The 25,016-nt window shown below is 68.3% G+C and carries 20 protein-coding genes and 1 riboswitch; of the genes, 11 read left to right on the top strand and 9 right to left on the bottom strand.

The features are described 5' to 3' along the window. Nucleotides 1–130: 130 nt before the first annotated feature. From AC1RQG_RS10805 to AC1RQG_RS10780, 6 genes are all read left to right on the top strand, one after another. Nucleotides 131–2,704 (top strand): chemotaxis protein CheB, encoded by a 2,574-nt coding sequence (locus AC1RQG_RS10805; protein WP_493131105.1) that lies wholly within the window; start codon nt 131–133, stop codon nt 2,702–2,704. Further along, on the top strand, nt 2,701–4,440 hold the full coding sequence (locus AC1RQG_RS10800) for a PAS domain-containing sensor histidine kinase (protein WP_493131103.1): 1,740 nt from the start codon (nt 2,701–2,703) through the stop codon (nt 4,438–4,440). Before AC1RQG_RS10805 ends, AC1RQG_RS10800 begins: the two co-directional genes overlap by 4 nt. Beyond that, on the top strand, nt 4,403–6,598 hold the full coding sequence (locus AC1RQG_RS10795) for a S46 family peptidase (protein WP_493131101.1): 2,196 nt from the start codon (nt 4,403–4,405) through the stop codon (nt 6,596–6,598). Before AC1RQG_RS10800 ends, AC1RQG_RS10795 begins: the two co-directional genes overlap by 38 nt. 142 nt (nt 6,599–6,740) lie before the next feature. After that, the gene (pnuC, locus tag AC1RQG_RS10790; RefSeq protein ID WP_493131099.1) at nt 6,741–7,388 is read left to right on the top strand and encodes a nicotinamide riboside transporter PnuC; all 648 of its coding nucleotides are present in this window, start codon (nt 6,741–6,743) and stop codon (nt 7,386–7,388) included. After that, nucleotides 7,385–7,933, top strand: a complete 549-nt coding sequence (locus AC1RQG_RS10785) for an AAA family ATPase (RefSeq protein WP_493131097.1) — start codon at nt 7,385–7,387, stop codon at nt 7,931–7,933. The genes pnuC and AC1RQG_RS10785 overlap by 4 nt, the downstream gene beginning before the upstream one ends. A gap of 82 nt (nt 7,934–8,015) precedes the next feature. Next, entirely contained in the window at nt 8,016–8,729 is a 714-nt protein-coding gene (locus AC1RQG_RS10780) for a hypothetical protein (RefSeq protein ID WP_493131095.1), read from the top strand. Nucleotides 8,730–8,772: 43 nt separating this feature from the next. On the opposite strand, the gene AC1RQG_RS10775 is transcribed toward AC1RQG_RS10780, so the two are convergent. After that, the gene (locus AC1RQG_RS10775) at nt 8,773–10,896 is read right to left on the bottom strand and encodes a TonB-dependent siderophore receptor (RefSeq protein ID WP_493131093.1); all 2,124 of its coding nucleotides are present in this window, start codon (nt 10,894–10,896) and stop codon (nt 8,773–8,775) included. A 97-nt stretch (nt 10,897–10,993) separates the two neighbouring features. After that, nucleotides 10,994–11,091, bottom strand: a riboswitch (TPP riboswitch). A 133-nt stretch (nt 11,092–11,224) separates the two neighbouring features. Here AC1RQG_RS10775 and AC1RQG_RS10770 point away from each other — a divergent pair. Then, complete coding sequence (locus AC1RQG_RS10770; protein ID WP_493131091.1) at nt 11,225–11,701, top strand: Imm26 family immunity protein; 477 nt, start codon at nt 11,225–11,227, stop codon at nt 11,699–11,701. Nucleotides 11,702–11,731: 30 nt separating this feature from the next. Here AC1RQG_RS10770 and AC1RQG_RS10765 read toward each other — a convergent pair whose 3' ends face one another. The 3 genes from AC1RQG_RS10765 to ompR are packed head-to-tail and all read right to left on the bottom strand — an operon-like array spanning nt 11,732 to nt 14,596. Next, nucleotides 11,732–12,430 (bottom strand): hypothetical protein, encoded by a 699-nt coding sequence (locus AC1RQG_RS10765; protein ID WP_493131089.1) that lies wholly within the window; start codon nt 12,428–12,430, stop codon nt 11,732–11,734. 6 nt (nt 12,431–12,436) lie between these two features. Beyond that, nucleotides 12,437–13,813: a sensor histidine kinase gene (locus AC1RQG_RS10760; protein ID WP_493131087.1), complete on the bottom strand. Its 1,377-nt coding sequence runs from the start codon at nt 13,811–13,813 to the stop codon at nt 12,437–12,439. 15 nt (nt 13,814–13,828) lie between these two features. Continuing rightward, complete coding sequence (gene ompR / locus AC1RQG_RS10755) at nt 13,829–14,596, bottom strand: osmolarity response regulator transcription factor OmpR (protein ID WP_493131085.1); 768 nt, start codon at nt 14,594–14,596, stop codon at nt 13,829–13,831. Between the two features lie 260 nt (nt 14,597–14,856). Between ompR and AC1RQG_RS10750 the strand changes: the two genes are divergently transcribed. The 3 genes from AC1RQG_RS10750 to AC1RQG_RS10740 all read left to right on the top strand — a co-directional run bounded on the left by AC1RQG_RS10750 (nt 14,857) and on the right by AC1RQG_RS10740 (nt 19,286). Then, the gene (locus AC1RQG_RS10750) at nt 14,857–15,189 is read left to right on the top strand and encodes a hypothetical protein (protein ID WP_493131083.1); all 333 of its coding nucleotides are present in this window, start codon (nt 14,857–14,859) and stop codon (nt 15,187–15,189) included. Nucleotides 15,190–15,376: 187 nt separating this feature from the next. Beyond that, a complete protein-coding gene (locus AC1RQG_RS10745) occupies nt 15,377–17,281 on the top strand; it encodes a flagellar assembly protein A (RefSeq protein ID WP_493131081.1) in 1,905 nt (634 codons plus the stop codon). A 121-nt stretch (nt 17,282–17,402) separates the two neighbouring features. Further along, nucleotides 17,403–19,286, top strand: a complete 1,884-nt coding sequence (locus AC1RQG_RS10740; RefSeq protein WP_493131079.1) for a flagellar assembly protein A — start codon at nt 17,403–17,405, stop codon at nt 19,284–19,286. Here the strand turns inward: AC1RQG_RS10740 and arfB are convergent. Further along, nucleotides 19,283–19,693, bottom strand: a complete 411-nt coding sequence (arfB, locus tag AC1RQG_RS10735) for an alternative ribosome rescue aminoacyl-tRNA hydrolase ArfB (protein WP_493131077.1) — start codon at nt 19,691–19,693, stop codon at nt 19,283–19,285. The two genes, AC1RQG_RS10740 and arfB, sit on opposite strands and share 4 nt — an antisense overlap. Before the next feature lie 190 nt (nt 19,694–19,883). Here arfB and AC1RQG_RS10730 point away from each other — a divergent pair, with 190 nt between their 5' ends. Then, nucleotides 19,884–20,417 carry a chemotaxis protein CheW gene (locus tag AC1RQG_RS10730; RefSeq protein ID WP_493131075.1) on the top strand — a complete coding sequence of 178 codons (534 nt, stop codon included), beginning with the start codon at nt 19,884–19,886 and terminating at the stop codon, nt 20,415–20,417. A 97-nt stretch (nt 20,418–20,514) separates the two neighbouring features. Here AC1RQG_RS10730 and AC1RQG_RS10725 read toward each other — a convergent pair whose 3' ends face one another. From AC1RQG_RS10725 to AC1RQG_RS10710, 4 genes are all read right to left on the bottom strand, one after another. After that, a complete protein-coding gene (locus AC1RQG_RS10725; protein ID WP_493131073.1) occupies nt 20,515–22,509 on the bottom strand; it encodes an ATP-binding cassette domain-containing protein in 1,995 nt (664 codons plus the stop codon). Between the two features lie 11 nt (nt 22,510–22,520). Continuing rightward, complete coding sequence (prmB, locus tag AC1RQG_RS10720) at nt 22,521–23,408, bottom strand: 50S ribosomal protein L3 N(5)-glutamine methyltransferase (RefSeq protein ID WP_493131070.1); 888 nt, start codon at nt 23,406–23,408, stop codon at nt 22,521–22,523. Between the two features lie 64 nt (nt 23,409–23,472). After that, complete coding sequence (gene dapE, locus AC1RQG_RS10715) at nt 23,473–24,606, bottom strand: succinyl-diaminopimelate desuccinylase (RefSeq protein ID WP_493131068.1); 1,134 nt, start codon at nt 24,604–24,606, stop codon at nt 23,473–23,475. A gap of 13 nt (nt 24,607–24,619) precedes the next feature. After that, nucleotides 24,620–24,973 carry an arsenate reductase gene (locus AC1RQG_RS10710; RefSeq protein ID WP_493131066.1) on the bottom strand — a complete coding sequence of 118 codons (354 nt, stop codon included), beginning with the start codon at nt 24,971–24,973 and terminating at the stop codon, nt 24,620–24,622. Nucleotides 24,974–25,016 lie beyond the last annotated feature (43 nt).

Raw genomic sequence — 25,016 nt, 5'->3', positions numbered from 1 at the left:
TCGCACCGGTACGCGGTGCTTGGCGATCGGGGCGGGGCTTTGTATAATCGGCTGGCAAGATGACCAGAAATATAACATTCTCCCGCCGTTGCGTGCCCGGCGGCCCATCTCCAGCCCAACGCATGCCACGATGACCAAGCACGCCACCGCGCTATCTTCCGCCCCCTCCGACGCCGCCGTGGCGGGCGATGCCGTGCCGGTGGTGGCCATCGGCGCCTCCGCCGGGGGGCTGGAACCGATCAGCGAGTTGCTGGCCAGCGTGCCGGCCAACAGCGGCCTGGCCTACGTCGTCATCCAGCACCTGGACCCGCAGCACCGGGGCATGCTGCCCGAACTGCTGCAGCGCGTGACGCCGATGCGGGTGCGCGAGATCGCCGATCACATGACGATCGAGGCCGATTGCGTGTACGTGATTCCGCCCAACCACGACCTTGGCCTGGCCAACGGCGCCCTGACCCTGCTGCCGCGTGCCGCCACGCGCGGCCTGCGCCTGCCGATCGACGTGTTCTTCGAGGCGCTGGCCAACGCCTGCGGCGAGCGCGCGATCGGCGTCGTCCTGTCGGGCATGGGCGGGGACGGCACGCGCGGCCTGCAGGCCATCAAGGTGCAGGGCGGCCTGACGCTGGCGCAAACGCCCGAAACGGCCAGGTTCGACCCCATGCCGCGCAGCGCCATCGACGCCGGCGCGGCCGACATCGTGGCGCCGCCGGCCGATATGCCGGCCCTGATCCTGGAGCACTGGCGCCGCCCGTCCTTCACGCTGGCCGCAGCCGACCATGGCCGGCGCAACGCGTTGCACGAGCTGTACCAGCTGCTGCAAGAGCAGATGGGCGCCGACTTCTCCGGCTACAAGCTCAATACCGTGTTGCGGCGCATCGAGCGTCGCATGACGCTGCGCCAGTGCGGCGCCATAGAGCAATATGTGGACTACCTGCGCGACAATCCACAGGAGGTGGCGCTGCTGTTCAAGGAGCTGCTGATCGGCGTGACCCAGTTCTTCCGCGACGCCAAGGTGTGGGACTACCTGTCCCTGACGGCGCTGCCGGAGATGCTGGCGGCCCATCCCGACGGGCTGGCGCTGAAGGCATGGGTGCCGGCCTGCTCCACGGGCGAGGAGGCGTATTCGCTGGCCATCGTGTTCGCCGAGGTGGTGGAGCGGCTGGCGCCCGCGGCCGACTACACGCTGCAGATCTTCGCCACCGACCTCGATCCGGACGCCATCGAGCGCGCGCGCCAGGGGCGCTTCCCGCGCAGCGTGGAGGCCGACGTGTCGCCGGAGCGGCTGCAGCGTCATTTCGTGGCCGAGGAGCAGGGCTACCGCATCCGCAAGGAACTGCGCAACAGCATCATCTTCGCCGCGCAGAACATCATCTCCGATCCGCCGTTCAGCAAGCTCGATATCCTGTGCTGCCGCAATCTGCTGATCTACTTCGACATCAAGCTGCAGGAGCAGCTGATCCCCTTGTTCCACTATGCCCTCAAGCATGACGGGCTGCTGATCCTGGGCAGCGCGGACACCCCCGGCCGCTTCACCGACCTGTTCGCGGCGCTGCCGGGCTCGGGCCGGATCTACCGGCGGCTGGACGGCGCCGACCAGCGCGTGTCACACTATTTCCCCACCCGGGCCAGCAACGTGATCCCACCTTCCGCGAATGAATCGCGCACACCATCCATGAGCGGCAACCTACAACACCAGGTGGAGCAGCATCTGCTCCGCAAGCACACGCCGGCGGCGGCGCTGCTCAACCCGCAGGGCGACATCCTGTACATCCACGGCCGCACCGGCGCCTTCCTGGAGCCGGCCGCGGGCAAGGCCAACTGGAACATCCATGCCATGGCGCGCGAGGGGCTGCGTTTCGAACTGGCCGACCTGATCGCGCGCGCCGCGCACGGCGCCGGCATCATCGCCGTGCGCGGCCTGGTGCTCAAGGAGGGCGACGCGGCGCCGCTGGCGGTGGACCTGACGGCCGAGGCGATGCCGGAAGGCGCCCCCATGACCGGCATGATCCTGGTCACGTTCGCCGTGGCGGCGCTGCCGCCGCAGCGTCGCCGCAGCCGTTCCAGCAATCCCCGGGTGCAGGAGCTGGAGCAGCAGCTGATGCAGGCGCGGCTCGATATCCAGACCGTGCGCGACGAGATGCAGGCCTCGCGCGAGGAGCTCAAATCGGCCAACGAGGAGCTGCAGTCGACCAACGAGGAGCTGCAATCGACCAACGAGGAGCTGACCACCTCGAAGGAGGAGATGCAGTCGCTCAACGAGGAGCTGTACACCGTCAACGCCGAGCTGCAGTCGAAGGTGGACGACCTGTCGATGGTCAACGGCGACATGAAGAACCTGCTCAACAGCACCGACATCGCCACCATCTTCCTCGACAACGAGTTGCGCATCCGGCGCTTCACCAACCAGGCCACCCAGATCTACAAGTTGATCGCGTCGGACCTGAATCGGCCGCTGGGCGACATCGTCAACGACCTCGACTATCCGGACCTGGAGCAGCACGCGCGGGAAGTGCTGCGCACGCTGGTGTACTGCGAACACCAGGTGCCCACCCGCAGCGGGCGCTGGTACCGGGTGCGCATCATGCCTTACCGTACGGTGGACAATGTGATCGACGGCGTGGTGGTCACCTTCATCAACATCACCGAGGCCAAACAGCTGGAGGCGCGCCTGCGCGCAGTGCAGGGCGGGGCGAGCGAGCCATGACCGGCCGCGCCGCGCGTGATCCGGCCGCGCCCGGCGCGCCGGCGGACGGCCAGGCCGACCTGCGGCGCCAGCTGCAGCTGCTGCAGGTGAGCCAGATCGAGCTGGAGATGCAGAACGCGGCGCTGGCCGCCATCCAGCAGCAGCGCGATGCGGCCGAGGCCGACCTGGAACGCTTCGCCACCCTGTACGACCAGGCGCCGGCCGGCTATCTGTCGGTGACGCTGGACGGGCGCATCTGCCGCGCCAACCTGGCCGCCGCCAGCCTGCTGGGACGTCCCCGGCCGCAACTGCTGGAGCGGCCGTTCGAGCAATTCGTCGCGCCCGACGCGCAGGCGGCGCTGCGCCGCTTCCTGGCCGCGATGTTCGCCAGCGGTACGCATGGCGCGCTGGAATTGCCGCTGTTCGGCGGCGACGGCGCGGACGACGGCTGCACCGTGCGCATCGAAGCCAATCTCGATCCGGCCGGGCCGGTGTGCCGCATGGTGCTCACCGCCATGGGCGACCAGCACGCGCGCGACGCGGCGCGGCGGCGCGCCTTCCAGGTGCTCGACAGCATCGAGGAGGTGGTGCTGGTGTGCGACAGCGCGCGCCGCATCGTGGCCGTCAACCCGGCTTTCACCCGCTGCGCCGGCTATCTGGCCGAGGAGGCGCTGGGACGCGATCCCGCCTTCCTGGGGCGGCCCGGCGCCCATCCGCCCGGCTACCACACGGCGGCGCGCGACCACTTGCTGGCGCATGGCGTGTGGCAGGGCGAGGTGCACAACCAGCGGCGCGACGGCACACCGTTCACCGCACAGATGTCGATGACGCTGGTGCGCGGCGACGACGGCGTGGTCGACTATTACATCGCCGTCTTCGCCGACATCACCGAGCGCAAACGCGCCGAGCAGGCCCTGCTCGAGCTGTCGCGCGAGCTCGATGCGCGCGTGGTGGCGCGCACCGCCGAGCTGACGGCGGCCAACGTGCGCCTGCGGCGCGAGGTGGCCGAGCGCAAGCGCGCCGAGGCGGCCCTGCAGCGCGCGGGCGAGCGCCAGCGGCAGCTGGTCGGTCATCTGGCCACCATCAAGGAACAGGAGCGCAAGCGCATCGCCCGCGAAATCCATGATGAACTGGGCCAGAACCTGCTGGCGCTGCGGCTCGACATCGCTTCCCTGCGCGCGCGCACGCAGGCGCGCCACCCGCGCTTGCGCGCGCGGGTCGACGCTGTGCTCGGCAACGTGGACGCCACCATCCGCAGCGTGCGCGGCATCATCAACGACTTGCGCCCGGCCGTGCTGGACCTGGGGCTGCAGCCGGCGCTCGAATGGCAGGCGGCCGAATTCCGCAAGCGCAGCGGATTGGCATGCCGGCTGCAGTTGCCGCCCGAGGCCGTGGTGGAGGCGGTCGACCCCGAGCTGGCCATCGTCTTGTTCCGCAGCTTGCAGGAGGCGCTGGTCAACGTGCTGCGCCATGCCGGCGCCACCGACGTCGACGTGCGGCTGACGGTGGACGGGGGCCGGCTCGAACTGCGCATCGCCGACAACGGCGTGGGCATCGCGCCCGGGCAACGGACCAAGACCGGCTCGTTCGGTCTGATCGGCATCGCCGAGCGGGTGGCGGCGCTCGGCGGGCGATTCGAGGTGGAGCCCTTCGTGGCGGGCCGCGGCGGCGTGCTGACCCTGCGCTTCGACGGGGTGCGGGTGCGGGGCGCGGAAAACCATGTTCAGCCACGGGAAGAAGGCATATACTCCCGCTGAATTTACTTTCAGGGGGCAAATCTTGTTCAAAAAATTAGTATTCCCGGCCGTCCTGTTATGCGCGGGCACGACCCACGCCGACGAAGGGCAATGGCAGCCGCACCAGCTGCCGCAGTTGAAATCCGAATTGAAGCGGATCGGGATCGAGATCCCGGCCGAGAAGCTGGCCGACCTGTCGCGCCATCCGATGAGCGCCATCGTGTCGCTGGGCGGCTGCTCGGCCTCGTTCGTGTCCGACGCCGGGCTGGTGGTCACCAACCACCACTGCGCGTACGGCGCGATCCAGCGCAACTCCACGCCCGAGCATAATTACATCGCCAACGGCTACCTGGCCAAAACCCGCGCCGAGGAACTGCCGGGCGGCCCGAACACGCTGGTCTACGTGACCGACAAGGTGGAGAACGTGAGCGCGCGCGTGCTGGGCGCCGTCAAGCCGGACATGAGCGGCCGCCAGCGCCACGAGGCGGTGGAGGCGGCCATCAAGACCCTGATCGCCGAATGCGAGACGGACAAGATGTACCGCTGCTCGGTGCCGGCCTTCCACCGCGGGCTGGAGTACTACCGCATCCGCCAGATGATGATACGCGACGTGCGCCTGGTGTACGCGCCGGCCGACATGATCGGCAACTTCGGCGGCGACATCGACAACTACGAATGGCCGCGCCACGACGGCGACTACTCGTTCCTGCGCGCCTATGTGGGCAAGGATGGCCGTCCGGCCGATCCGTCGCCCGACAACGTGCCCTACCACTCGAAGGACTTCCTGGTGGTGTCGGCCGAGGGCCTGAAGAACGGCGACCCTATCCTGCTGGCCGGCTATCCGGGCCGCACCAGCCGCTACAAGCTGCCGTCCGAGATCCGCGACGCGCGCGACGTGTCCTATCCGGCCAAGGCGGCCGAGCTCCAGGCCGACCTGGACGTGATCGCGGCCGCCACCAAGGGCAGCGCGGCCGACGCGGTGCGCTACGCCAGCGTGGCCAAGGGCCTCAACAACGTGATGAAGAAGACCCAGGGCTTGCTCGATGGCTTCGCCCGCAAGGACATCGCCGCCATCAAGGATGTGCAGGACGCGCAGTTCCGCGCCTGGTACGCGGCCCAGCCCAAGGTGTCGAAGACGCTGCTGGCCGAACTCGATGCGGCGATCGCCGCCGACATCGCGCTCAGCAACGAGGAATTCGGCCTGTACGTGGCCACCAACAGCGACCTGCTGAAAAGCGCGCGCACCCTGTACCGGCTGGCGCTGGAAGGACGCAAACCGGACGCCGCGCGTGAGCCGGGCTACCAGCAGCGCGACCTGACCTTCATCAAGGCGCGCTTGACGCGGCTGGAACAGTCGTACGTGGGCGCCGTGGACCAGGCCCGCTACGTGGCCGCGCTGCAGCGCTATGCGCGCCTGCCCGCCGCCATGCACGCGCGGGGCGTGGACGCGCTGCTGCCGGCCGTGGACGCCGTGCCCGCGCTGTACAAGCAGTCGCAACTGGGCGACACGGCCACCCGTCTGGGCTGGCTGGGCAAGGACGCGGCGGCCGTCGCCGCCTCCGACGACGCTTTCCTCAAGCTGGCCGTCAAGCTCAATGACGTGGCGATGGCGCTGGAGGAGCGGCGCAAGGAAGTGGACGGCAACCTGGAACGGGTGATCCCGCAATACATGCAGGCCGTGATCGCGTGGAAGCAGTCGCAGGGCAAGCCGGTGTACCCGGACGCCAATTCGACCCTGCGCGTGACCTACGGCACGGTGTCGCCGTATTCGCCGCGCGACGGCGTGACCAAGGGTCCGTTCACCACCGTCGAGGGCATCGTCGAGAAGCACACGGGCAAGGAGCCGTTCAACGCGCCGGCCAAGCTGCTGGAGGCGATCAAGGCCAAGCGCTACGGCCAGTTCAAGGATCCCGTGCTGGGCACGGTGCCGGTCGATTTCCTGACCAGCGCCGACACCACGGGCGGCAATTCCGGCTCGGCCGTGATGAACCGCCGCGGCGAACTGGTGGGCCTGAACTTCGATTCGACCTATGAATCGATCACCAAGGACTGGTACTTCGACCGCGACATCACGCGCGCCATCCACATGGATATCCGCTACATGCTGTGGGTGATGAAGGAGGTGGACCACGCCGACAACCTGCTGCAGGAAATGCGCATCAAGTATCCGAAGCAGTAAAACAGGGGCGGGGACGGCGCGGCGCCGGCCCCGCCGTTGTGCCCGCCGTTGTGCCCGCCGTTGTCCCCCACCGTTGTCCCTGTTACGGCGCAATGGTCTATAATCTTTCCCTTCCATTTTCCGCCCGCCGCCTTTCCTCCCGATGAACGATATCCTGGTCCTGATGGGCTTTGTCACCACGCCGCTGGAGCTGATTTCCTTCGTCCTGTCGGTGATCACGGTGTGGCTCAATATCCGCCAGACCCACTGGGCCTGGCTGTTCTCCATCCTGTCCTCGGCCACCTACGGCATGGTGTTCTTCGGCTCCAGCCTGTATGGCGACATGGGCTTGCAACTGGTGTTCATCGCCGTTTCCGTGTGGGGCTGGTACCAGTGGCTGCATGGCGACGCGCGCCACGCCGAGTTGCCCGTCACGCGCCTGGGCGCGCGCGGGCGCGTGGCGTGCGCGGCCGGCTGGCTGATCGGTTTCGTGCTGCTGGCCTGGTTCCTGCGCACCTACACGGACACCGACGTGCCGCGCGCGGACGGTTTCCTGACCGCCGGCAGCCTGGTGGGCCAGTTGCTGTTGTCGCGCAAAAAAGTCGAGAACTGGCATGTGTGGATCATCGTCGACGTGCTGTACGTGGCGCTCTACGTCCACAAGCACCTGCTGCTGACGGCCGTGCTGTACGGCGCCTTCGTGGCCATGGCGGTGGCGGGCCTGCTGGCCTGGAACCGCGTGGCGGAGGACGAGGGCGGCGAGGGCGGCGCCGACGGCAAGACGCCGCAACCGGGCATGGTGTTCAAGTGAGCGCACCGGCCTGGCCGCTGCGCATCGCCATCCTGGGCACGGCGTCGTCCGGCAAGTCCACGCTGGCGGCCGCGTTGGCGCAACGCCACGGCACGCTGTGGGTGCCGGAATACCTGCGCGAGTTCGTCGACACGCATGGCCGCGTTCCCGTGGCCGAAGACCAGTACCCGATCGCCCGCACCCAGGTCGAGCGCGAGGACGCGGCCGCCGCCCATGCGCGCGCCTTGCTGTTCTGCGATACGACGCCGCTGATGACGGCCGTCTACAGCCGCCATTATTTCGGCGGGATCGACGCCCAGCTCGAACGGCTGGTCGATCAGCACCGCTACCACCGCACGCTGGTGATGGCGCCCGATATCCCATGGGTGGCCGACGGCTTGCACCGTGAATGTGAACAGGTCAGCCGCATTGTCCAGGATATGCTGCTGGAGGAGCTGGCGCGGCGCGCCATGCCCTATACGATGGTGCAGGGTAGCCTGGAGCAGCGGCTGGCGCAGGTGGACGCGCTGTTGGGCGCGCACTCCGGCGATCTGTCAGGCGGCTGACACGGCGCAGGCCTTTTTCGTTGCAATCGGCCGGGCGGCGCGCTAAATTGAGCCATCCGCCACTCGCCCACCATCGCCGGCCATGAAAAAACTCATCGCGCTTGCCTCCCTGTTGCCCGGCCTCGCCCTGGCCGATACCGGCTATTACATGGTCACCGCCTATGATGTGGAAGGCCAGGCCTCCGTCGACTACAAATACTGGAACGCCCATTACCACGGCCGCACCGTGGCCGCGCCGGAGATCGGCGTCGGCTACGGCGTCACGTCGCGCTGGTACACGGAGCTGTATGGCACCTGGGTCAAGTTCAATGGTGGCGGCGCCGTGTACGAGGAGCTGGCGTGGCAGAACGACTATATGCTGACCCAGGGCCAGTATCCGTTCGACCTGGCGATCCACACCAAGATCGAGCGCCCGCGCGACCGCGCCGAGGGCTATGCGCTGGAGATCGGCCCGGTGCTGCAAACGGAAATCGGCCGCACCCAGTTCAACGCCAACGTGTTCTTCCAGCGCGACTACCGCACCGAAGCCGGCGGGCCGATGGAGATGGCGTACCAGTTGCAGGTCAAGCACCGCTGGAAAAGCTGGTTGCAGCCGGGGTTGCAGGCGTTCGGCGAAGTGGGGAAGTGGAATGACTGGTTGCCGTTGAACCGGCAGTCGCACCGCGCGGGGCCGGCCGTCTTCGGCAGCCGCGACATCGGCAGGCAGGAACTCAAATACGAGGCGGCCTATCTGATCGGCCGCAACAGCGGGCGCGCGGCGAAGAGCTTCACCATGCGCCTGCAATACATCTTCTGATCGTTTCAGCCGCCGCGCCATGCCGGCGCGGCGGCATCCCTGATTACAGGTCGAACTGGGCCGACACGCGGAACGTGCGCTTGGCGCCGGGGAACAGGTAGCCGCCCAGGTCCGGGGTCACGTCGCGCCAGTAGAAGCGGTCGAACGCGTTGTCGATGTGGGCGCGGAAGGTGGTGGCCGTGCCGGCCACGCGCGTGGCGTAGGCCGCGCCCAGGTTGACCACGTGGTAGGCCGGCACCATCACCGTGTTGGCCGCGTCGAAGGCCTTCTTGCCGGCGTACTGCCAGTTGGCGTTCAGGTTCAGGCCGCGCACCTGCGGCACGGCGTAGTCGGCGTAGACGCTGGACTTGAAGGCCGGCACGTTGGTGACGCGCTTGCCGTCCATGTCGGCGCGGCCGGTGTCGCTGGCCAGCGTGTGCAGGGCCGTGGCCGTGACGCCCATGGCCAGCTGCTTGGTCACCTTGCCGTCGAGCGTGAACTCGATGCCGCGGTGCTGGTCCTGGCCGTTGCGCACCCAGGTGTTGGACGCGTCGATGTATTCCAGGCCCTGGCGGATCTGGAACAGGGCGGCCGTCATGCTCAGGTCCGGCGCCAGCGCCGCCTTCACACCCGTTTCGAACTGTTTGGACTTGCCGGCGTCCAGCGCCTGCTGGGCGTTGCTGGTGCCGATCGGCGCCACGCTGCCGTATTGCAGGCCCTGGGCATACGAGCCGTAGACGGACAGGTTGGCGGCGGGACTATAGACCAGCGCCACGTTGGGCAGCCAGTAGCCCTTGTCGGTGTGGACGGCCGGCAGCGTCGCGTCGACCACCTCATCGCGCTTCAGCTTGGCGTAGCGGGCGCCCGCGTGCAGCGCCAGCGTGTCGGTCAGGCTGGCGATGTCCTGGGCCAGCACGGCGCTCTCGCTGCTGCGGCGGCGTTCGGACACGGGGCCGCTGGTGCGGTCGACGGGCGGCACCACCACCGGATGGTAGATGTTGCTCACGCCGGCGTAGTCATACACGTAGTCGCCCCATTTCTCGCTGTTGCGGAACCAGGTGGCGCCCACGGTCAGCGCGTGGCGCACGGCGCCCGTGGCCAGGCTGCCCTGCAGCAGCGCCTGCACGTTCAGCGGCGACTTCTTCTCGCCCAGGCTGATGTAGTCGTACACGTCGTAGTCGCCGTTGCCGCAGAAGCCGGGGTACAGTTGCTGGGCCGAGCAGCCGTACGGGAAGGCCGTGTAGTCGTCGCGTTTGAACTCATGCTGGTTGGCGCGCACGGTGGCGTGCCAGTCCTGCGCCAGCTGGTATTCGAAGCTCAGGCCCAGGTTGCTGCTGGTGGTCTCCACCGGACGGCTCCAGGGCTGGTTGTTGAGCATGTTGTCGGCCGCGATGTCGGGCAGCGAGACGTTGTTCAGCAGCTGGAAGCCGGGCGCCGACACCTGGGACTTGGTCTGGTAGTCGGCGTCCAGGCGCAGCAGGGCTTGCGGCGAGATCTGCCAGTCGATGGCGCCCGAGATGAATTTGCGGTTGCCGTCGGCGCCCTTGATGTAGGAGCGCAGGCGCTCGGCGGCGGCGTTGAAGCGGTAGCCGAAACGGCTGTCCTCGAAGCGGCCGCCCAGGTCCACGGCGCCGTACACGGTGCCGCGCTCGCGCTCCTCCAGCACGAACGAACGCAGCGCGGCGCTGGTGGGGCGCTTGACGACGTAGTTGATCATGCCGCCCGGCGCGGACGCGCCGCCCTGCAGGCCGGACAGGCCCTTGAGCACTTCCAGCCGTTCCTTGTTCTCCAGCGGGATCTGGGTGTCGCCCGAGATGGCCATGCCGTCCTTGCGGTAGCTGGTGGCGTTGTCGAGCTTGAAGCCACGGATGGAGAACTGCTCCGAGTAGCCGACGGCGTTGTAGGCGTCGCTCAGGCCGGCCTCGTAGCGGGCCGCGTCGGTGGTGCTGCGGATGTCGCGGTCGAGCATCTGCTGCGAGGTCAGCACGGTGACGGCGGCCGGCGTCTGCATCAGCGGCATGTCGCTGAAGCCGGCCACGGAGGCGTGGCCGGGCGCCACGCGGGCGCCGCTGACGATCACTTCGGGGATGGCGGCGTCGGCGGATGCGGCGTCGGCCCAGGCGTTGCCGGACAGCGTGTTCAGGACCGCCAGGGTGAGGGCGGAAACGGTGAGATTGGGTGTGGACATGGTGTGCTCTTTGGTGCTCTCTGATGCGCGGCTTGGCGCGGCGCTGGTTGTTCGTTGCTTGTCGGGCTGGAACCAGCGGGGGGAGCTGTCAAAGATGGGGGAGCACTTTGCGCTTTCCTTCGCTGGCATTATCCAGATCAGGTACGGAGGGTATCTCTCACCCGGAACAGCGTTCCAGGACCCCTAGCGAGGCAGCAGTGTAACATAAAGCCATGTTTTCCCGGCCGGTGGCGTGCGCCGCCTTCGTCGCGCCGCCGCTACACTGCGGTTTTGCGCCGCCGCGCCGATGCGGTCGCGGGACGGCGCCGTGTTGAACGATGAGGTATCAATGAAGCAGCCATATCACGAAGGAAGCTGGTTCGCGGTGCCGCTGCTGGAGGGCGGCTACGGCTGCGGGCTGGTGGCGCGGCTGGCGCCGTCGAGCCGCATCATGCTGGCCTACCTGTTCGGGCCGCGCCATGCGCATCTGCCGCCGTTCGAGTCGCTGCTCCGGTTGCGGGCCGGGGACGCGTTGCGCGTGCTGCGCGTGGGCGACATGGCGCTGGCCAGCGGACGCTGGCCGGTGCTGGGCGAAAGCCCCGACTGGAACCCGGCCTCGTGGCCGATGCCCGCCTACCTGCGCCGCGCCGACGCGTTGCGGCGCGCCTGGCGCGTGACCTATTCCGACCAGGATCCCAGCCGTTCCGAGCGCGAGGAGTCCGTGCCCTACGATACCCAGGGGATGGAAACCGATTCGTTGTACGGCTACGGCTCGGCGGAGTTGTTGTTGTCCCGGCTGCTGGAAGGGGCCCCCGTGCGCGGCTGAGCGCGCGACATGCACGAGCCCGGTCCGCCGCTAGGGCGCCGGGCAGCTCACGTTCCACGCCGTCAGTTCGGCGCGGCTGTAGCGGGCATCCACCTGGGCCAGGTCGCCCCGTTCACTGCGGTACAGCAGCGTGTAGATGGTGGGCGCCCCGTTCGCGCGCGCGCCCGCGCCCAGCGCCTCGAGCGCGAACGGCAGCGCGCGCAGCCGCGCGCATTGGGTATTGCCGGCAAAGAGCAGGCGGGCCCGGTTCAACAGCGCAGCGTTCTCCTTCAACAGTTGCAGCACCAGATGCGGCGGCAGCGCCTGCAGCAGCCGCACCGGCCGCGCCGGGGCCACGCACGGCCCGTCCACGGCCAGCCACACATAGGGCAGGGCCAGGCCGTCGGCGCGCCAGGGCTGGCCGTCCGGCGCGCGCGGCACGTGGCGGAACACGCTGCGTTCGAGCTGGCACACGCCGGGCATGGCCAGCCGGGGCGCCGTCTCCATGGTGGCGCTCAGTTGCCACGGGCCCTGGCCGGCGGGCCGTTCCGCCATCAGCGTGGCCGGGGCGGCGCCCGGCGCCGGGTCGTACCGGCGCAGGAACTGGTCGAACGAGCGCTGCTCGGCCACGCTGGCCGGACGGGTTCGCGGCGCCGCCAGCGGCGCGGCGCTGGCCGCGGCCGCGGCCGCGGCCAGGCAGAGGAGGCAGGCGGCGGGCGCCATCGTCCGCGGCAACGTCAACGGCGCCATGGACGGTCAGGCCAGCGCGCGCATGACGATCTGGAACTGCAGGCCGCCGCCGTCGCGGTTGCGCACGTGCAGTTCGGCGCCGTGGCGCTGCAGCACGCGCTCGACGATGGCCAGCCCCAGGCCGGCGCCGTTGGCCTGGCCGCGCGCCGTGTCGAGCCGGGTGAACGGTTTGAGCAGGTTCTCGATCTGGTCGTCCGGCACGCCGCTGCCGTGGTCGGCCACCTCGATCACCACGCGCTTGGCCAGGTGCATGCCTTTGACGGTGCAGCGCACGTCGATCTCGGTGATGTCGGTGCCGGCCGTCTTGCCGTAGCGGCGCGCGTTCTCGATCAGATTGTTGATCACGCGCCGCAGGTCGGTGGCGTTGCCCATCACGTGGGCCCGCTCCGCGATCTCGGCGTGCATGCGCACGTCGGGCAGGCGTTCCGCTTCGCGCACCGTGTCCTGCAGCAGCGCGCCGATGTCGACATTGATGAAGCTCGACGCCTCGGTCGGCTTGGCGTAGTCGAGGAACTGGCCGATGATGGCGTCCATCTGGCCGATGTCGGACTGGATGCCGTCGCGCGCCTCGGCCGACAGGTTGGCCATCTCCACCTCCAGCTGCATGCGCGCCAGCGGCGTGCGCAGGTCGTGCGAGATGCCGGCCAGGATCACGGCGCGGTCCGATTCGACCTGCTGCAATTCGTCCACCATCTGGTTGAAGCTGCGGTTGGCCTCGCGGATTTCGCGCGGCCCCTTCTCCGGCAGCGGCGCCGGGCGCTTGCCCTGGGCGAAGGCGCGGGTGGCGGCCGTCAGGCGCGCCAGCGGGCGGTTGATCAGGCTCGAGATGAGGGCCGCGCCCAGCAGCGACAGCATCGACACCACGCTGGCCCAGCCCAGCCACTGGATGCCGGTCAGGCCGCGGATGCGGTTACGCTCCAGCATCAGCCAGTACTGGTCGTCGTCGATCTTGAAGCTGACCCAGAAGCCGGCCACGCCGTTCACCTCGGACGAGAAGCGGGTGTCGGCGCCCAGCTTGGCCCGCACCAGCGCGGCGATGTCGGGCATCAGCGCGTTGTCGGGCGGCGGCGCCACCTTGTCGTCCTCCTCCAGCGGGAACACCCGGATGCCCTCGTTCGACACCAGGTCGAACAGCAGCTCGCGCCGCAGTTCGGGCGCCGAGTGGGTGAGGGCGGCGTGGGTGATGGTGACCACGGAGATCACCTGGGCCGAGATCTGCTGCACTTGCGGCTCGTGCTGGACGATGCTGATCATGCCGACCCAGGCCGTCATGCTCATCGTCGTCAAGGCCCCCAGCAGCACGAAGGTGCGCCAGAACAGGCCACTTTTGAGCCAGCTGAAATTGAACAGGTAGCGGAGCGGGAGCGTTGCGGAAAGCTTCATGCGCGCCTGTCCCGGTCAGCGGGGCTGGCCCTCCGGAATGAACACATAGCCCAGGCCCCACACGGTCTGGATGTACAGCGGGCTCGATGGATCGGGCTCGATCAGCTTGCGCAGGCGCGAGATCTGCACGTCCAGGCTGCGGTCGAACACCTCGTATTCGCGCCCGCGCGCCAGTTCCATCAGCTTCTCGCGCGACAGCGGCTGGCGCGCGTGGCGCGCGAACACCTTGAGCACCGAGAACTCGCCCGTCGTCAGCGGCACCGTCTCGCCGTTCTTCTTCAGGGTGCGGGTGCCCAGGTCCAGCACGAACTGGCCGAACTCGAACGTCTGCGGGGTTTCCGACGGCGCGCCCGGGATCTCGTCCGGTCCCTTGCGGCGCAGCACGGCGCCGATGCGGGCCACCAGCTCGCGCGGGTTGAACGGCTTGGGCAGGTAGTCGTCGGCGCCCATCTCCAGGCCGACGATGCGGTCCACGTCCTCGCCCTTGGCCGTCAGCATGATGATCGGGGTCTGGTCGCCGGCGCCGCGCAGGCGGCGGCAGATCGACAGCCCGTCCTCGCCCGGCAGCATCAGGTCCAGCACCAGCAGGTCGTAGCGCTCGCGCAGCCACAGCTTGTTCATGGCCGTCGCGTTCTCGGCCGTGAAGACGTTGAACCCCTGCTCGGTCAGGTAGCGGCGCAGCAGGTCGCGCAGGCGCACGTCGTCGTCCACTACCATAATCTTGGCCTGATGACCATGTTGATTGGCCGGGGTGTTGTTCAGTTCCGTTGCGTTTGTTGTCATGATCCTGCCAGATTTGTCATATTTATGTTGCTATGGTAACGTCATATTTGACGGACGAAAATGTTTGCAGCAGGGCATTACAAACTGTTACAAACTTTACCCATTTGGTCTTACCGCGTCTGATAAAGCATCATACACTGCGGTCATGGATGCGTACCGCGCGTCCGCCAGGGCCAGTATCAGGGATGAGGAACAGCATGCACATCGATCACAAAACACGTTACGCGGCAACAAGCGCAAGTTTTTGCGTTCGATCCTCCGTGGGCGCCCTGGCCGTCTGCTGCGGTTTGCTGGGCGCCCCGGCCGCCATCGCCGGCCCCCACGACGAAGCCCGGCCCGTCCAGCCCATGCGCGAGATGCTGCGCGCCGAGCGCATGCAGCAGCGCCAGGTCGATCCACGCCAGGCCGAACCGCGCCAGTTCGATCCCCGCTCGTTCGAGGGGCGCGCCGAGGAGCAGCGCCGCCTGCTGCAGGAGAATGGCCATAACGCGGACCGCCGCGCCGGCCGTCTGACGCCGGACGAACGGCGCGACCTGCGGCGCCAGATCAACGAGGTGGGGCAGGATATCTACGCCAACCCGCCGCACCGTTGATTTTGCGCACACATCGCGCCGGTTTTCGGGGTTTCGCCACGTTAAATTTTCAATCCCGGCTTGACTTGGGTGTAATATTAATTTATCAGGCGCAACGGCTTTCGGGCTGTTGCGCCCGTTCCCATTTCCAATCGCACTGCGCCGCGGCGCGCCCGTCCGAGGCGGAGCGTCTGGCTGGAGGAATACCGTGGTCCCAGAAGTTACCGAGGCGGCGCCGCCGGCCGAGCCGGCAAGCGCGCTGCCCGCTGGCCTGATCCAGCGCGCCGACGGCGTGTACGCCGACCTGGCCGTGCCGGCCCCGTCGCGGGTGGCCGCCGTCAACCAGGTGTTCCTGTCGCACCGCTATTTCACCACCCTCGATTACGCCGCCCTGATGAAGGCCCTGTACGACGTCGGGCCGGCCCTGCCGCCGCCCATGCCGGGCCAGCCGCCGCTGCTGCGCCTGGCCAATGGCGTGGCGCCGTTCACGCCCGAGCGCCAGGGCTTGTACAAGACGGTCAAGATGGGGCATGGCTACGCGGAATACTTCTTCGCCCCGATCTTCCTGGACGCCGTGGAACTGCCCGATGGCAGCGTGCTGCCGGAACGCCAGGCGACGCTGGACGTCGATGAATTCGTGGCCGACCTGTGGCTCAAGGGCGTGCGCTTCGGCGTGGACGTGGCGGCCGTGGCCCACGCCATCGGCACCGGCAAGAGCGAACGCATCACCGTGGCGCGCGAGCTGGAACCGGCCAAGGGGCAGGACGCCATGGTGGTCGAGGTGTCGCAGGACATCCACCGCAGCGACGCCCCGCGCGAGCGCGCGGACGGGCGGGTGGACCTGCTCAGTTTCCAGAACCGCTTCCCCCAGATCAAGCAGCACATGCGGCTGCTGAAGAAGCTGCCGTGCGTGCCCGGCCTGCCCGGCTACGACCTGGCCGGCATGCCCAGCGCGCCGGACGCGCCCAGGGACCTGGAGCTGCGCCACCTGGCCGGCGACGGCACGGCCGTGGAGCAGCAGGACGATGGCGAATACCTGGTGTCGACCAAGGAGGGCTTCCTCAGCGTCGACCCCAAGTCGCACCGCATCGCCATCACCGACAAGATCGTCAGCAAGGAGGGCGTGAGCGGGCGCACCACGGGCAACCTCGAGCTGGCCGGCGGCTACGAGGAATTCGGCGACGTGCAGGAGATGCGCGAGGTGCACGGCAGCGACATCACCGTGCACGGCGACGTGTACGGCAATATCCACTCCAAGGGCGGCCAGGTGATCCTGGACCGCAACCTGGTGGGCGGCAATATCCACAACGCGGACGGCGACATCCACGTCAAGGGCGTGGCCTCGGGCGCCGTGCTGCAGACGCGCGCCGGCAAACTGGTGGTGGGGCGGGCCGAGAACTGCGTGCTGGCCGCCACCAGCGTGGAAGTGGGCGAGGCGTCGAACTGCGAGATCGTGGCCGACGAGGTGCGCGTGGGCGTGGCCGAGGGCTGCGCCATCGCGGGCCGCAATGTCGAAATTGAAAGCTGCGGGCCGCGCAAGCGCACCGAGATGGTGGTCTACGTGCTGGTGCGCGACGTGAGCCAGGTCGACCAGGAGCTGGCCGACCTGCGCGCGCGCAGCGCCGCCTTCGCCGACGCCAACGCCGCGTTGCAGGCGGAGATCGACGCCATCTCGCAGCAGCCGGACATGCGGCGCTACCTGGCGCTGGCGGCCAAGCTGCGCACCCAGGAATTGACGCTGACCGCCGAGCAGGGCCAGCACCTGCGCAAGATCGCCACCGCCGTGGCGGCCGAGGTGCAGGCGCTGGGCAAGCTGACCCAGGATCTGCAGGCCGGCCAGACCCAGCACAAATTGCTGGTCGAGCGCAGCGCGCGGGTGGCCGCATTGCGGGCCGAGGCGGCCGGCCACGCCCGCTGCGGCCTGCACATGGTGGCCGGCGATACGGTGGTGCGCACCATGCCGTTCCTGGCCGACAGCGGCGCGCTGTACCACCTGGCGGCCAAGGACATCAAGCAGCGCCTGCGCGGCACCCCGGGCGGCGGCGAGGAGTTGTTCGCGCGCGCCAGCGGTTCGCTCGACTGGCACCTGGCGACCCACGGCAGCGCAATCTAGCGCGCGATGGGCGGGGCGGGAAGGTGACGGCGCGTGCGCTCTCATGGTACGCTTCAGGCGCTGACCAACAGCAGCGCGGCCGCTTCCGGCGCCTTGCCACCACACCCGATCGAGGAAGACCGTGTCCGACGAAGCCCTGGCCGACTTTGAACTTGCCGATGACGGGCTGCCGTCGGCCGTCGTCCGCCGGGCCGATGGCGTGTACTTCCAGGCCGACGCGCCGGCCGCGGCCCGCCAGGCTGCCGTCAACCAGGTGTTCCTGTCCAGCGCCTGCTTCGGCGGGCTCGATTATTCCGTCTTCATCCGCGTGCTGTACAACTGCGGCCCGGCGCTGCCGGAGGGTTTGCGGAACCAGGCGCTGATCCGCTTCGCCGACGACATCCAGCCTTTCCTGGCGGCGCGGCGCGCGCTGTACAAGGCCGTGCGCATCGTGGACGGCGAAGCCGAATACTATTTCGAGCCGGTGTTCCTGGAGCTGCCCGACGCGCCGCCCGAACCGGCCCGCCTCAGCTTCGACGAGTTCGTGGCCGACATGTGGGTCAAGGGCATCCGCTTCGGCATCGACGCGCCGGCCGTCAAGGCGGCCATCGCCTCGGGCAAGGCGATGCGCATCGTGGCGGCGCGGCGGCTGCCCCCCACGCCGGGCGTGGACGCCTCGTTCGTCGAAGTGTCGCGCGATATCCACCGCAGCAACGCGCCGCGCGAGATGGCCGACGGCCGGCTCGACTGGCACACGTTCCAGAACCGCTTCCCCCAGGTCAAGGCCCATGTGCGGCTGCTGCGCAAGGCGCCGCGGGTGGCGGGCGTGCGCGGCTTCGAACTGTCGGGCATCGTGATCGAGCCGCCGCCGCCGCGCGACGTTGAACTGGGCACCGTGGCCGGCACCGGCACCGTGATCGAACACCAGCCCGACGGCGAATACCTGGTGGCGGCGGTGGACGGCTTCCTGAACGTGGACCCGTCCAGCAAGCGCATCTCGATCGGCCCCAAGATCGTCAGCCGCGAGGGCGTGAGCGCGCGCACCACGGGCAATCTGCAGCTGGCCGGCGAGTACGAGGAGTTCGGCGAGGTGCAGGAGCAGCGCGTGGTGGAGGGCGGCAGCATCACCATCCACGGCGACGTGTTCGGCAACATCAGTTCGCGCGGCGGCACCATCCTCCTGCACCGCAACCTGGTGGGCGGCAGCGCCGTCAACGCCGACGGCGACATCCGCATGAAGGGCGTGGCCTCGGGCGCCGTGCTGCAGACGAAGAAGGGCGAGATCACGCTGGCGCGGGCCGAGAACTGCGTCATCTCCGGCACCCGGGTGCTGGTGGGCGAGGCCGTCAACTGCGACATCATCGGCGACGAGGTGGTGATCAAGCTGGCCATCGGCTGCGCCGTGGCCGGCCGCCGGATCGAGATCGCCAGCGCGGGACCGCGCAAGCAGTCGGAGATGCTGGTGTTCGCGCTGGTGCCGGACACGTCGAAATACGATTTCAAACTGGCCGAACTGGGCGCGCAACTGGCGCGCCACGAGCGCGAGGCCGCGCAGCGCAAGACGGAAATGGACGGCCTGACGGGCCAGACCGAGGTGCGCAACTACCTGACCCTGGCCACGCGCGTGCGCAAGCACGAGGTGGTGCTCACGCCGGAGCAGGAGCAGCTGTTCCACAAGATGGCCGGCGCCGTGGGGCCCACGCTCAAGGCGGTGGCCAAACTGTCGCTGGCGCTCAAGGCCGAGCAGGTGCGCCAGGACCAGGTGCGCGAGCAGATGGCGCTGGTGGAGCGCCAGAAGCGGCTGGTGATGCGCGGCACGCGCTGCATCGTGCGGCTGGTCGATGGCGACGTGTTCGTGCGCTCCATGGTGTTCAACCCGGACATGGGGCCGTTGTACGACAGCGCGCCCAAGGCCATCAAGAGCATGCTGCGCGCGGCCGGCGGCCGGATGCCCTTGATCTTCTCGGGCAGCAGCGGCGCCGTGGACTGGGCGCTGGACGAGTCGCCGCCGGCGGCGTCCCCTTAAAACGCGACCTTGCCGCGCAATTGCTTGCGCGCGCCCGCCAGGGTCTTGCTCTCCAGCCGTCTGCGCTGGCTGCCTAGGGTGGGGCGGGTGGCGCGCCGCGGCGGCGGCAGCACGGCCACGCTGTCCACCAGTTCCTGCAGGCGGCGCAGCGCGTCCTCGCGGTTCGCCTCCTGGCTGCGCGACTGCTGCGCCTTGATCACCACCACGCCCTCGCGCGTGATGCGGTGGTCGCGCAAGGCCAGCAAGCGCTCCTTGACGTGCGGCGGCAGCGACGACGCGCCGATATCGAAGCGCAGGTGCACGGCGCTCGACACCTTGTTCACGTTCTGCCCGCCCGGCCCCTGGGCGCGGATGGCGATCAGCTCCACTTGCTGCGGGTCGACGGTGACGGATGGCTGCCGGTTCATGGCGCGGATGGCGGCGGGGCGGGATGCCGGTGGGGGAGGGACAGCCATTGTAGCAAACTGGAAGTCGCGGGCACAGTTGAGCGTTCTCAACGACGGCCCGTGGGGGCGCGGTTAGGATGGCACATGCCTGTTACTGGAGGCTGTGGCGCGGCCGGCGTCGCAGCGCCGCACCTCGGACGAAAGGAACACCATGCCAATCGCGAAAACGCCATGCGCCAGCGCCACGCCGCCGCTGCCGGGAACCGTGCCGGGAACGGAGCCGGTGGAGGTCGGCGTCCAGCAATATCTGAGTTTCCAGCTGGGCGGTCTCGAATACGCGCTCGACTTTCGCAAGGTGCAGGAGCTGCGGCCGCTGAAGGCGCTCGAGCGCTTCGCCACGGATGGCGAGATCGTCAGCGGGGTGGCCGTGTCGCGCGGCGTCATCATGCCCATCGTCGACATGCGCATCGCCTTCGGCCCCCGCCCGGAGCGGCACGATCCGCTGACGGACGTGATCATCCTCAAGCTGTCGAGCTGCGTGATGGGGATGGTGGTGGACGGCGTGACGGACATCGTCAGCCTGAGCGCGGAACAGATCCAGCCCATCCCCGGCGCCGGGGCCGGCCAGCCGGTCGACTACCTGCTGGGGCTGGGCGAGGTGGACGGGCGGCGCCTGATCGTGGTCGACATCGACCGCTTGATGTCGATCCGCAAAGTGCCCGTGGGCGCGCGCCAGGCCGCGTGAGCGCGCCGGCTCCCGACGAAAAAAAACCGGGGTCAGGTCATGTAGTCGCGCGGATCGCGCGACTACATGACCTGACCCCGGTTTTAGGCGGTTGGTGCTAGACCAGCGCTTCCAGCTGCTCCTGCAACTCCAGCCATTCGCCTTCCAGCTGCGCCAGGTCCTTGGTGAAGAAGGACTGGTCGGCCAGCGCCTGCTTCAACTTGGCCTTGTTGGCCGGCTCGTAGATGGCCGCGTCGGCCAGCACGGCGTCCACTTCCGACTTTTGCGTGCTGCGCTTGGCGATCTGGTCGTCCAGGCGCTTGATCTTCTGCTCCAGCGGCTTGCGCAGCGCGGCCAGGCGCTGGCGGTCCTCGGCCGCCTGGCGCTTCTGGTCCTTGCGGTCCACGGCCGGCGCGGGCGGCGGCGCCACGGGCGAGGCCACCGGGAAGTCGGTCTTGTTGGCCTTGCCGGCGGCCGGCAGCACGTCCGTGCCCTTGCCCAGCTTGGTCTGGAACAGCCAGTCCTTGTAGTCGTCCAGGTCGCCGTCGAACGGTTGCAGCTTGCCGTCGGCCACGATGATGAACTGGTCGGTGGTGGCGCGCAGCAGGTGGCGGTCGTGCGACACCACCACCAGCGTGCCCTCGAACTGGGCCAGCGCTTCCGTCAGCGCCTCGCGCGTTTCCAGGTCCAGGTGGTTGGTCGGTTCGTCCAGCAGCAGCAGGTTGGGGCGCTGCCACACGATCAGGGCCAGCGCCAGGCGCGCCTTCTCGCCGCCCGAGAACGGCGCGATCGAACTGGTGACCATGGTGCCGGGGAAGTTGAAACCGCCCAGGAAGTTGCGCAGCTCCTGCTCGCGCGTGGTGGGCGCGATCTTGGCCAGGTGCCACAGCGGCGATTCGTCGTGGCGCAGCATCTCCACCTGGTGCTGGGCGAAGTAGCCGATGGTCAGGCCCTTGCCGGTGGTGGCGCTGCCCGTCAGCGGCGACAGGTCGCCGGCGATGGTCTTGATCAGCGTCGATTTGCCGGCGCCGTTCACGCCCAGCAGGCCGATGCGCTGGCCGATCTGCAGCGAGAAGTTGATGCCGTGGACGATGCTCTTGGTGGCCACGTCGCCGGTCTTGTCGTCCTCGATGCGGTAGCCGGCGTCCACGTCCTCCATCACCAGCAGCGGGTTGGGGGCGTTCAGCGGCTCGCGGAACTCGAACGAGAATTCGGCGGCCGCGCGCAGCGGCGCCAGCTCCTCCATCTTGGCCAGCGCCTTCATGCGGCTTTGCGCCTGGCGGGCCTTGGAGGCCTGGGCCTTGAAGCGGTTGACGAACGACTCCAGGTGGGCGCGCTTGCGCTGCTGCTTTTCCAGCGCGCCGGCCGCCAGCACCATCTGCGCCGCGCGCTGGCGCTCGAAGCTCGAGTAGTTGCCCGAGTAGCGCTTCAGTTTGCGCTCGTCGATGTGCACCACCACGTTGACCACCTCGTCGAGGAAGTCGCGGTCGTGGGAGATGATGATCAGGGTGCCGGCATAGCGCTTGAGCCAGTCCTCGAGCCAGATGATGGCGTCCAGGTCCAGGTGGTTGGTCGGTTCGTCCAGCAGCAGCAGGTCGGAAGGGCACATCAGCGCCTGCGCCAGGTTCAGGCGCATGCGCCAGCCGCCCGAGAAGCTGGCCACCGGCTGCTGCATCTGGTCCAGCGTGAAGCCGAGGCCCAGCAGCAGCTGTTCGCCGCGCGACTGCACGGTGTAGGCGTCGGCGTCGGCCAGCGCGCTGTAGATCTCGCCGATGGCGATGCCGTTGTCGTGCGACTCCGGCTCCGCCTCCAGGCGCGCCAGTTCCGCCTCCAGCTTGCGCAGCGTGACGTCGCCGTCGATGGCATAGTCGAGCGCGGCCCGTTCCAGCGGCGGGGTTTCCTGGGCCACGTAGGCCATGCGCCACTTGGCGGGGAAGTCGATTTCGCCCTGGTCGGGGTGCAGCTCGTTGCGCAGCATGGCGAACAGGCTCGATTTGCCGGCGCCGTTGGCGCCGATCAGGCCGATCTTGTCACCGGGGTTGAGCGTGACATCGACGCTTTCGAGCAGCGGCTTCACGCCGCGCATCAGGCTTACATTGATAAAACGGATCATCGGGTGGTTCTTTACAGTTTGAGCTGGTCGGCGGTGAGCAGGAACACCATGTCGTCGCCGGCGCTGGTGGTGAGCCAGGTCAGGCCCAGGTGGCCGAAGGCCGCTTCCGCGAATTCACGCTCGTTGCCGATTTCGACGATCAGGATGCCGTCGTCGGTCAGACGCTCGGCGGCGCCGGCCACGATCTTGCGCACCAGGTCCATGCCGTCGCTGCCGCCGTCGAGCGCGATCTGCGGTTCGGCCAGGTATTCCTTGGGCAGTTTGGCCATCGAACCGGAATTCACGTACGGCGGGTTGGTGATGATCAGGTCGTACTTCTTGTCCGGCACGTTGGCGTACAGGTCGGACTGGATCAGGTGCACGCGGTCCTCCAGCTTGTAGGTGGAAACGTTGCGGCGCGCCACCTCCAGCGCGTCGGCCGAGATGTCGACGGCGTCCACCTGGGCGTCCGGGAAGGCGTCGGCCAGCATGATGGCCAGGCAGCCGGACCCGGTGCACAGTTCCAGGATGTTGGCGATGTTGTCCGGCTCATTGACCCACGGCGCGAAGTAGTCGGGGATCAGTTCCGCGATGAACGAGCGCGGCACGATGGTGCGCTCGTCGACGTAGAAGTTGTAGGTGCCCAGCCACGCTTCGTTGGTGATGTAGGCGGCCGGCACGCGGTCCACCGTGCGCCGTTCGATCACGGCCAGCACGGCCGCCACTTCCTCGGGCAGCAGGCGCGCGTCGAGGAACGGGTCGAGCTTGTCGAGCGGCAGCTTGAGCGTGTGCAGGATCAGGTAGGCCGCCTCGTCGAGCGCCTCGGCGCTGCCGTGGCCGAAGAACAGCTGGGCGGTGTTGAAGCGGGTGACGGCGTAGCGCAGCAGGTCGCGCGGCGTGGTGAAGGGAGTCGTGGTCATGGCTATCTCGGTGTAACGGTATGGTTGGCCCTCGGCCGGGCGCGCGGGCGCCCCGGGCCGGGCATCAGCGCAGCAGGTTTTCCAGCGTGCGACGGTAGATGTTCTTCAGCGGATCGACGAAGCGCAGTTCGATGTGCTCGTCGATCTTGTGGATGCTGGCGTTGGGAGGCCCGAATTCTATCACCTGGGGGCAGATCTGCGCGATAAAGCGGCCGTCCGAGGTGCCGCCCGTGGTCGACAGCTCCGTCTCCACGCCCGTCTCGGCGCGGATGGCGGCGGCCAGCGCGTCGCTCAGCGGGCCGCGCGGGGTCAGGAACGGCAGGCCGCCCAGCGTCCACTTGATGTCGTAGTGGAGGTTGTGCTTGTCGAGGATGGCGTGCACGCGCTGCTTGAGCGCCTCGTGGGTGCTGGCGGTCGAGAAGCGGAAGTTGAAGTCGACCACCATCTCGCCGGGGATCACGTTGTTGGCGCCGGTGCCGGCGTTGATGTTGGACATCTGCCACGACGTGGGCAGGTAGTACTCGTTGCCGTCGTCCCAGCGCTCGGCCACCAGTTCGGCCAGCGCCGGCGCGGCCAGGTGGATCGGGTTGCGCGCCAGTTGCGGGTAGGCGATGTGGCCCTGCACGCCCTTGATGGTGAGCTTGGCCGACAGCGAGCCGCGGCGGCCGTTCTTGATCATGTCGCCCAGCGTCTCGTCCGAGGTCGGCTCGCCCACGATGCAGTAGTCGAGTTGTTCGCCCCGTTCGCGCAGCAGGTTGCAGACGACGACGGTGCCGTCGATGGCCGGACCTTCCTCGTCGCTGGTGATCAGGAAGCCGATCGAGCCCTTGTGGTCGGGGTGGGCGGCGATGAACTCCTCGCACGCCACCACCATGCCGGCGATCGAGGTCTTCATGTCGGCGGCGCCACGGCCATACAGCTTGCCGTCGCGGTGGGTGGGGTTGAACGGCTCCGAGCGCCATTGTTCGACCGGGCCGGTGGGCACCACGTCGGTGTGGCCGGCGAACACCAGCAACGGCGCCGTCGTGCCGCGCCGCGCCCACAGGTTGGTCACGCCGTTCGATTCGATCACTTCGCAGGCGAAGCCCAGCGGCGACAGCAGGTCGATCAGGTGCTGCTGGCAGCCTTTGTCGTCCGGGGTAACAGAGGAGAGGGCGATCAGTTTTTCCGTCAGCGCCAGGGTCTTGGAAGTCATCATGGGGGAGTTCGTATCAGGGATTGAAAATCTGGGCGTATTGCGCGGGCGAGAAGCCGACGGCCACCTGGCCGTCGCGGTCGAGCACGGGGCGCTTGACGATGGACGGGTATTCCAGCACCAGTGCGATGGCGCTGGCGTCATCGACCACGGCCGCCTTTTGTTCGTCCGACAGGCCGCGCCAGGTCGTGCCCTTGCGGTTGACCAGCACGTCGCGCGGCACGTGGCGCAGCCAGCCGGCCACGATGTCGGCCGTCAGGCCCTGCTTTTTGAAGTCGTGGAAGGCGAAATCGTGGCGCTGCTCGCCCAGCCACACGCGGGCTTTCTTGACGGTGTCGCAGTTGGGAATGCCGTAGAGGGTAATGGTCATGTTCTGTCAGTTGTTCGCATGGTCGCCGCTGAAATGCCGGCGG

It is taken from the genome of Rugamonas sp. GW822-FHT03B10 (assembly GCF_058801745.1).
Note: the sequence above shows the minus strand (reverse complement) of the source record. Positions and strands in the feature narration are given on the sequence as shown.

What these genes read in the sequence shown, in the direction of transcription:
- ompR (WP_493131085.1), bottom strand. Translation starts at nt 14,596, where the DNA reads ATGACAACAAACGCAACGGAACTGAACAACACCCCGGCCAATCAACAT.
- AC1RQG_RS10805 (WP_493131105.1), top strand. Translation starts at nt 131, where the DNA reads ATGACCAAGCACGCCACCGCGCTATCTTCCGCCCCCTCCGACGCCGCC.
- AC1RQG_RS10780 (WP_493131095.1), top strand. Translation starts at nt 8,016, where the DNA reads ATGAAAAAACTCATCGCGCTTGCCTCCCTGTTGCCCGGCCTCGCCCTG.
- prmB (WP_493131070.1), bottom strand. Translation starts at nt 23,408, where the DNA reads ATGACCACGACTCCCTTCACCACGCCGCGCGACCTGCTGCGCTACGCC.
- AC1RQG_RS10765 (WP_493131089.1), bottom strand. Translation starts at nt 12,430, where the DNA reads ATGGCGCCGTTGACGTTGCCGCGGACGATGGCGCCCGCCGCCTGCCTC.
- dapE (WP_493131068.1), bottom strand. Translation starts at nt 24,606, where the DNA reads ATGATGACTTCCAAGACCCTGGCGCTGACGGAAAAACTGATCGCCCTC.
- AC1RQG_RS10775 (WP_493131093.1), bottom strand. Translation starts at nt 10,896, where the DNA reads ATGTCCACACCCAATCTCACCGTTTCCGCCCTCACCCTGGCGGTCCTG.
- arfB (WP_493131077.1), bottom strand. Translation starts at nt 19,693, where the DNA reads ATGAACCGGCAGCCATCCGTCACCGTCGACCCGCAGCAAGTGGAGCTG.
- AC1RQG_RS10710 (WP_493131066.1), bottom strand. Translation starts at nt 24,973, where the DNA reads ATGACCATTACCCTCTACGGCATTCCCAACTGCGACACCGTCAAGAAA.
- AC1RQG_RS10770 (WP_493131091.1), top strand. Translation starts at nt 11,225, where the DNA reads ATGAAGCAGCCATATCACGAAGGAAGCTGGTTCGCGGTGCCGCTGCTG.
- AC1RQG_RS10730 (WP_493131075.1), top strand. Translation starts at nt 19,884, where the DNA reads ATGCCAATCGCGAAAACGCCATGCGCCAGCGCCACGCCGCCGCTGCCG.
- pnuC (WP_493131099.1), top strand. Translation starts at nt 6,741, where the DNA reads ATGAACGATATCCTGGTCCTGATGGGCTTTGTCACCACGCCGCTGGAG.
- AC1RQG_RS10795 (WP_493131101.1), top strand. Translation starts at nt 4,403, where the DNA reads ATGTTCAGCCACGGGAAGAAGGCATATACTCCCGCTGAATTTACTTTC.
- AC1RQG_RS10800 (WP_493131103.1), top strand. Translation starts at nt 2,701, where the DNA reads ATGACCGGCCGCGCCGCGCGTGATCCGGCCGCGCCCGGCGCGCCGGCG.
- AC1RQG_RS10760 (WP_493131087.1), bottom strand. Translation starts at nt 13,813, where the DNA reads ATGAAGCTTTCCGCAACGCTCCCGCTCCGCTACCTGTTCAATTTCAGC.
- AC1RQG_RS10725 (WP_493131073.1), bottom strand. Translation starts at nt 22,509, where the DNA reads ATGATCCGTTTTATCAATGTAAGCCTGATGCGCGGCGTGAAGCCGCTG.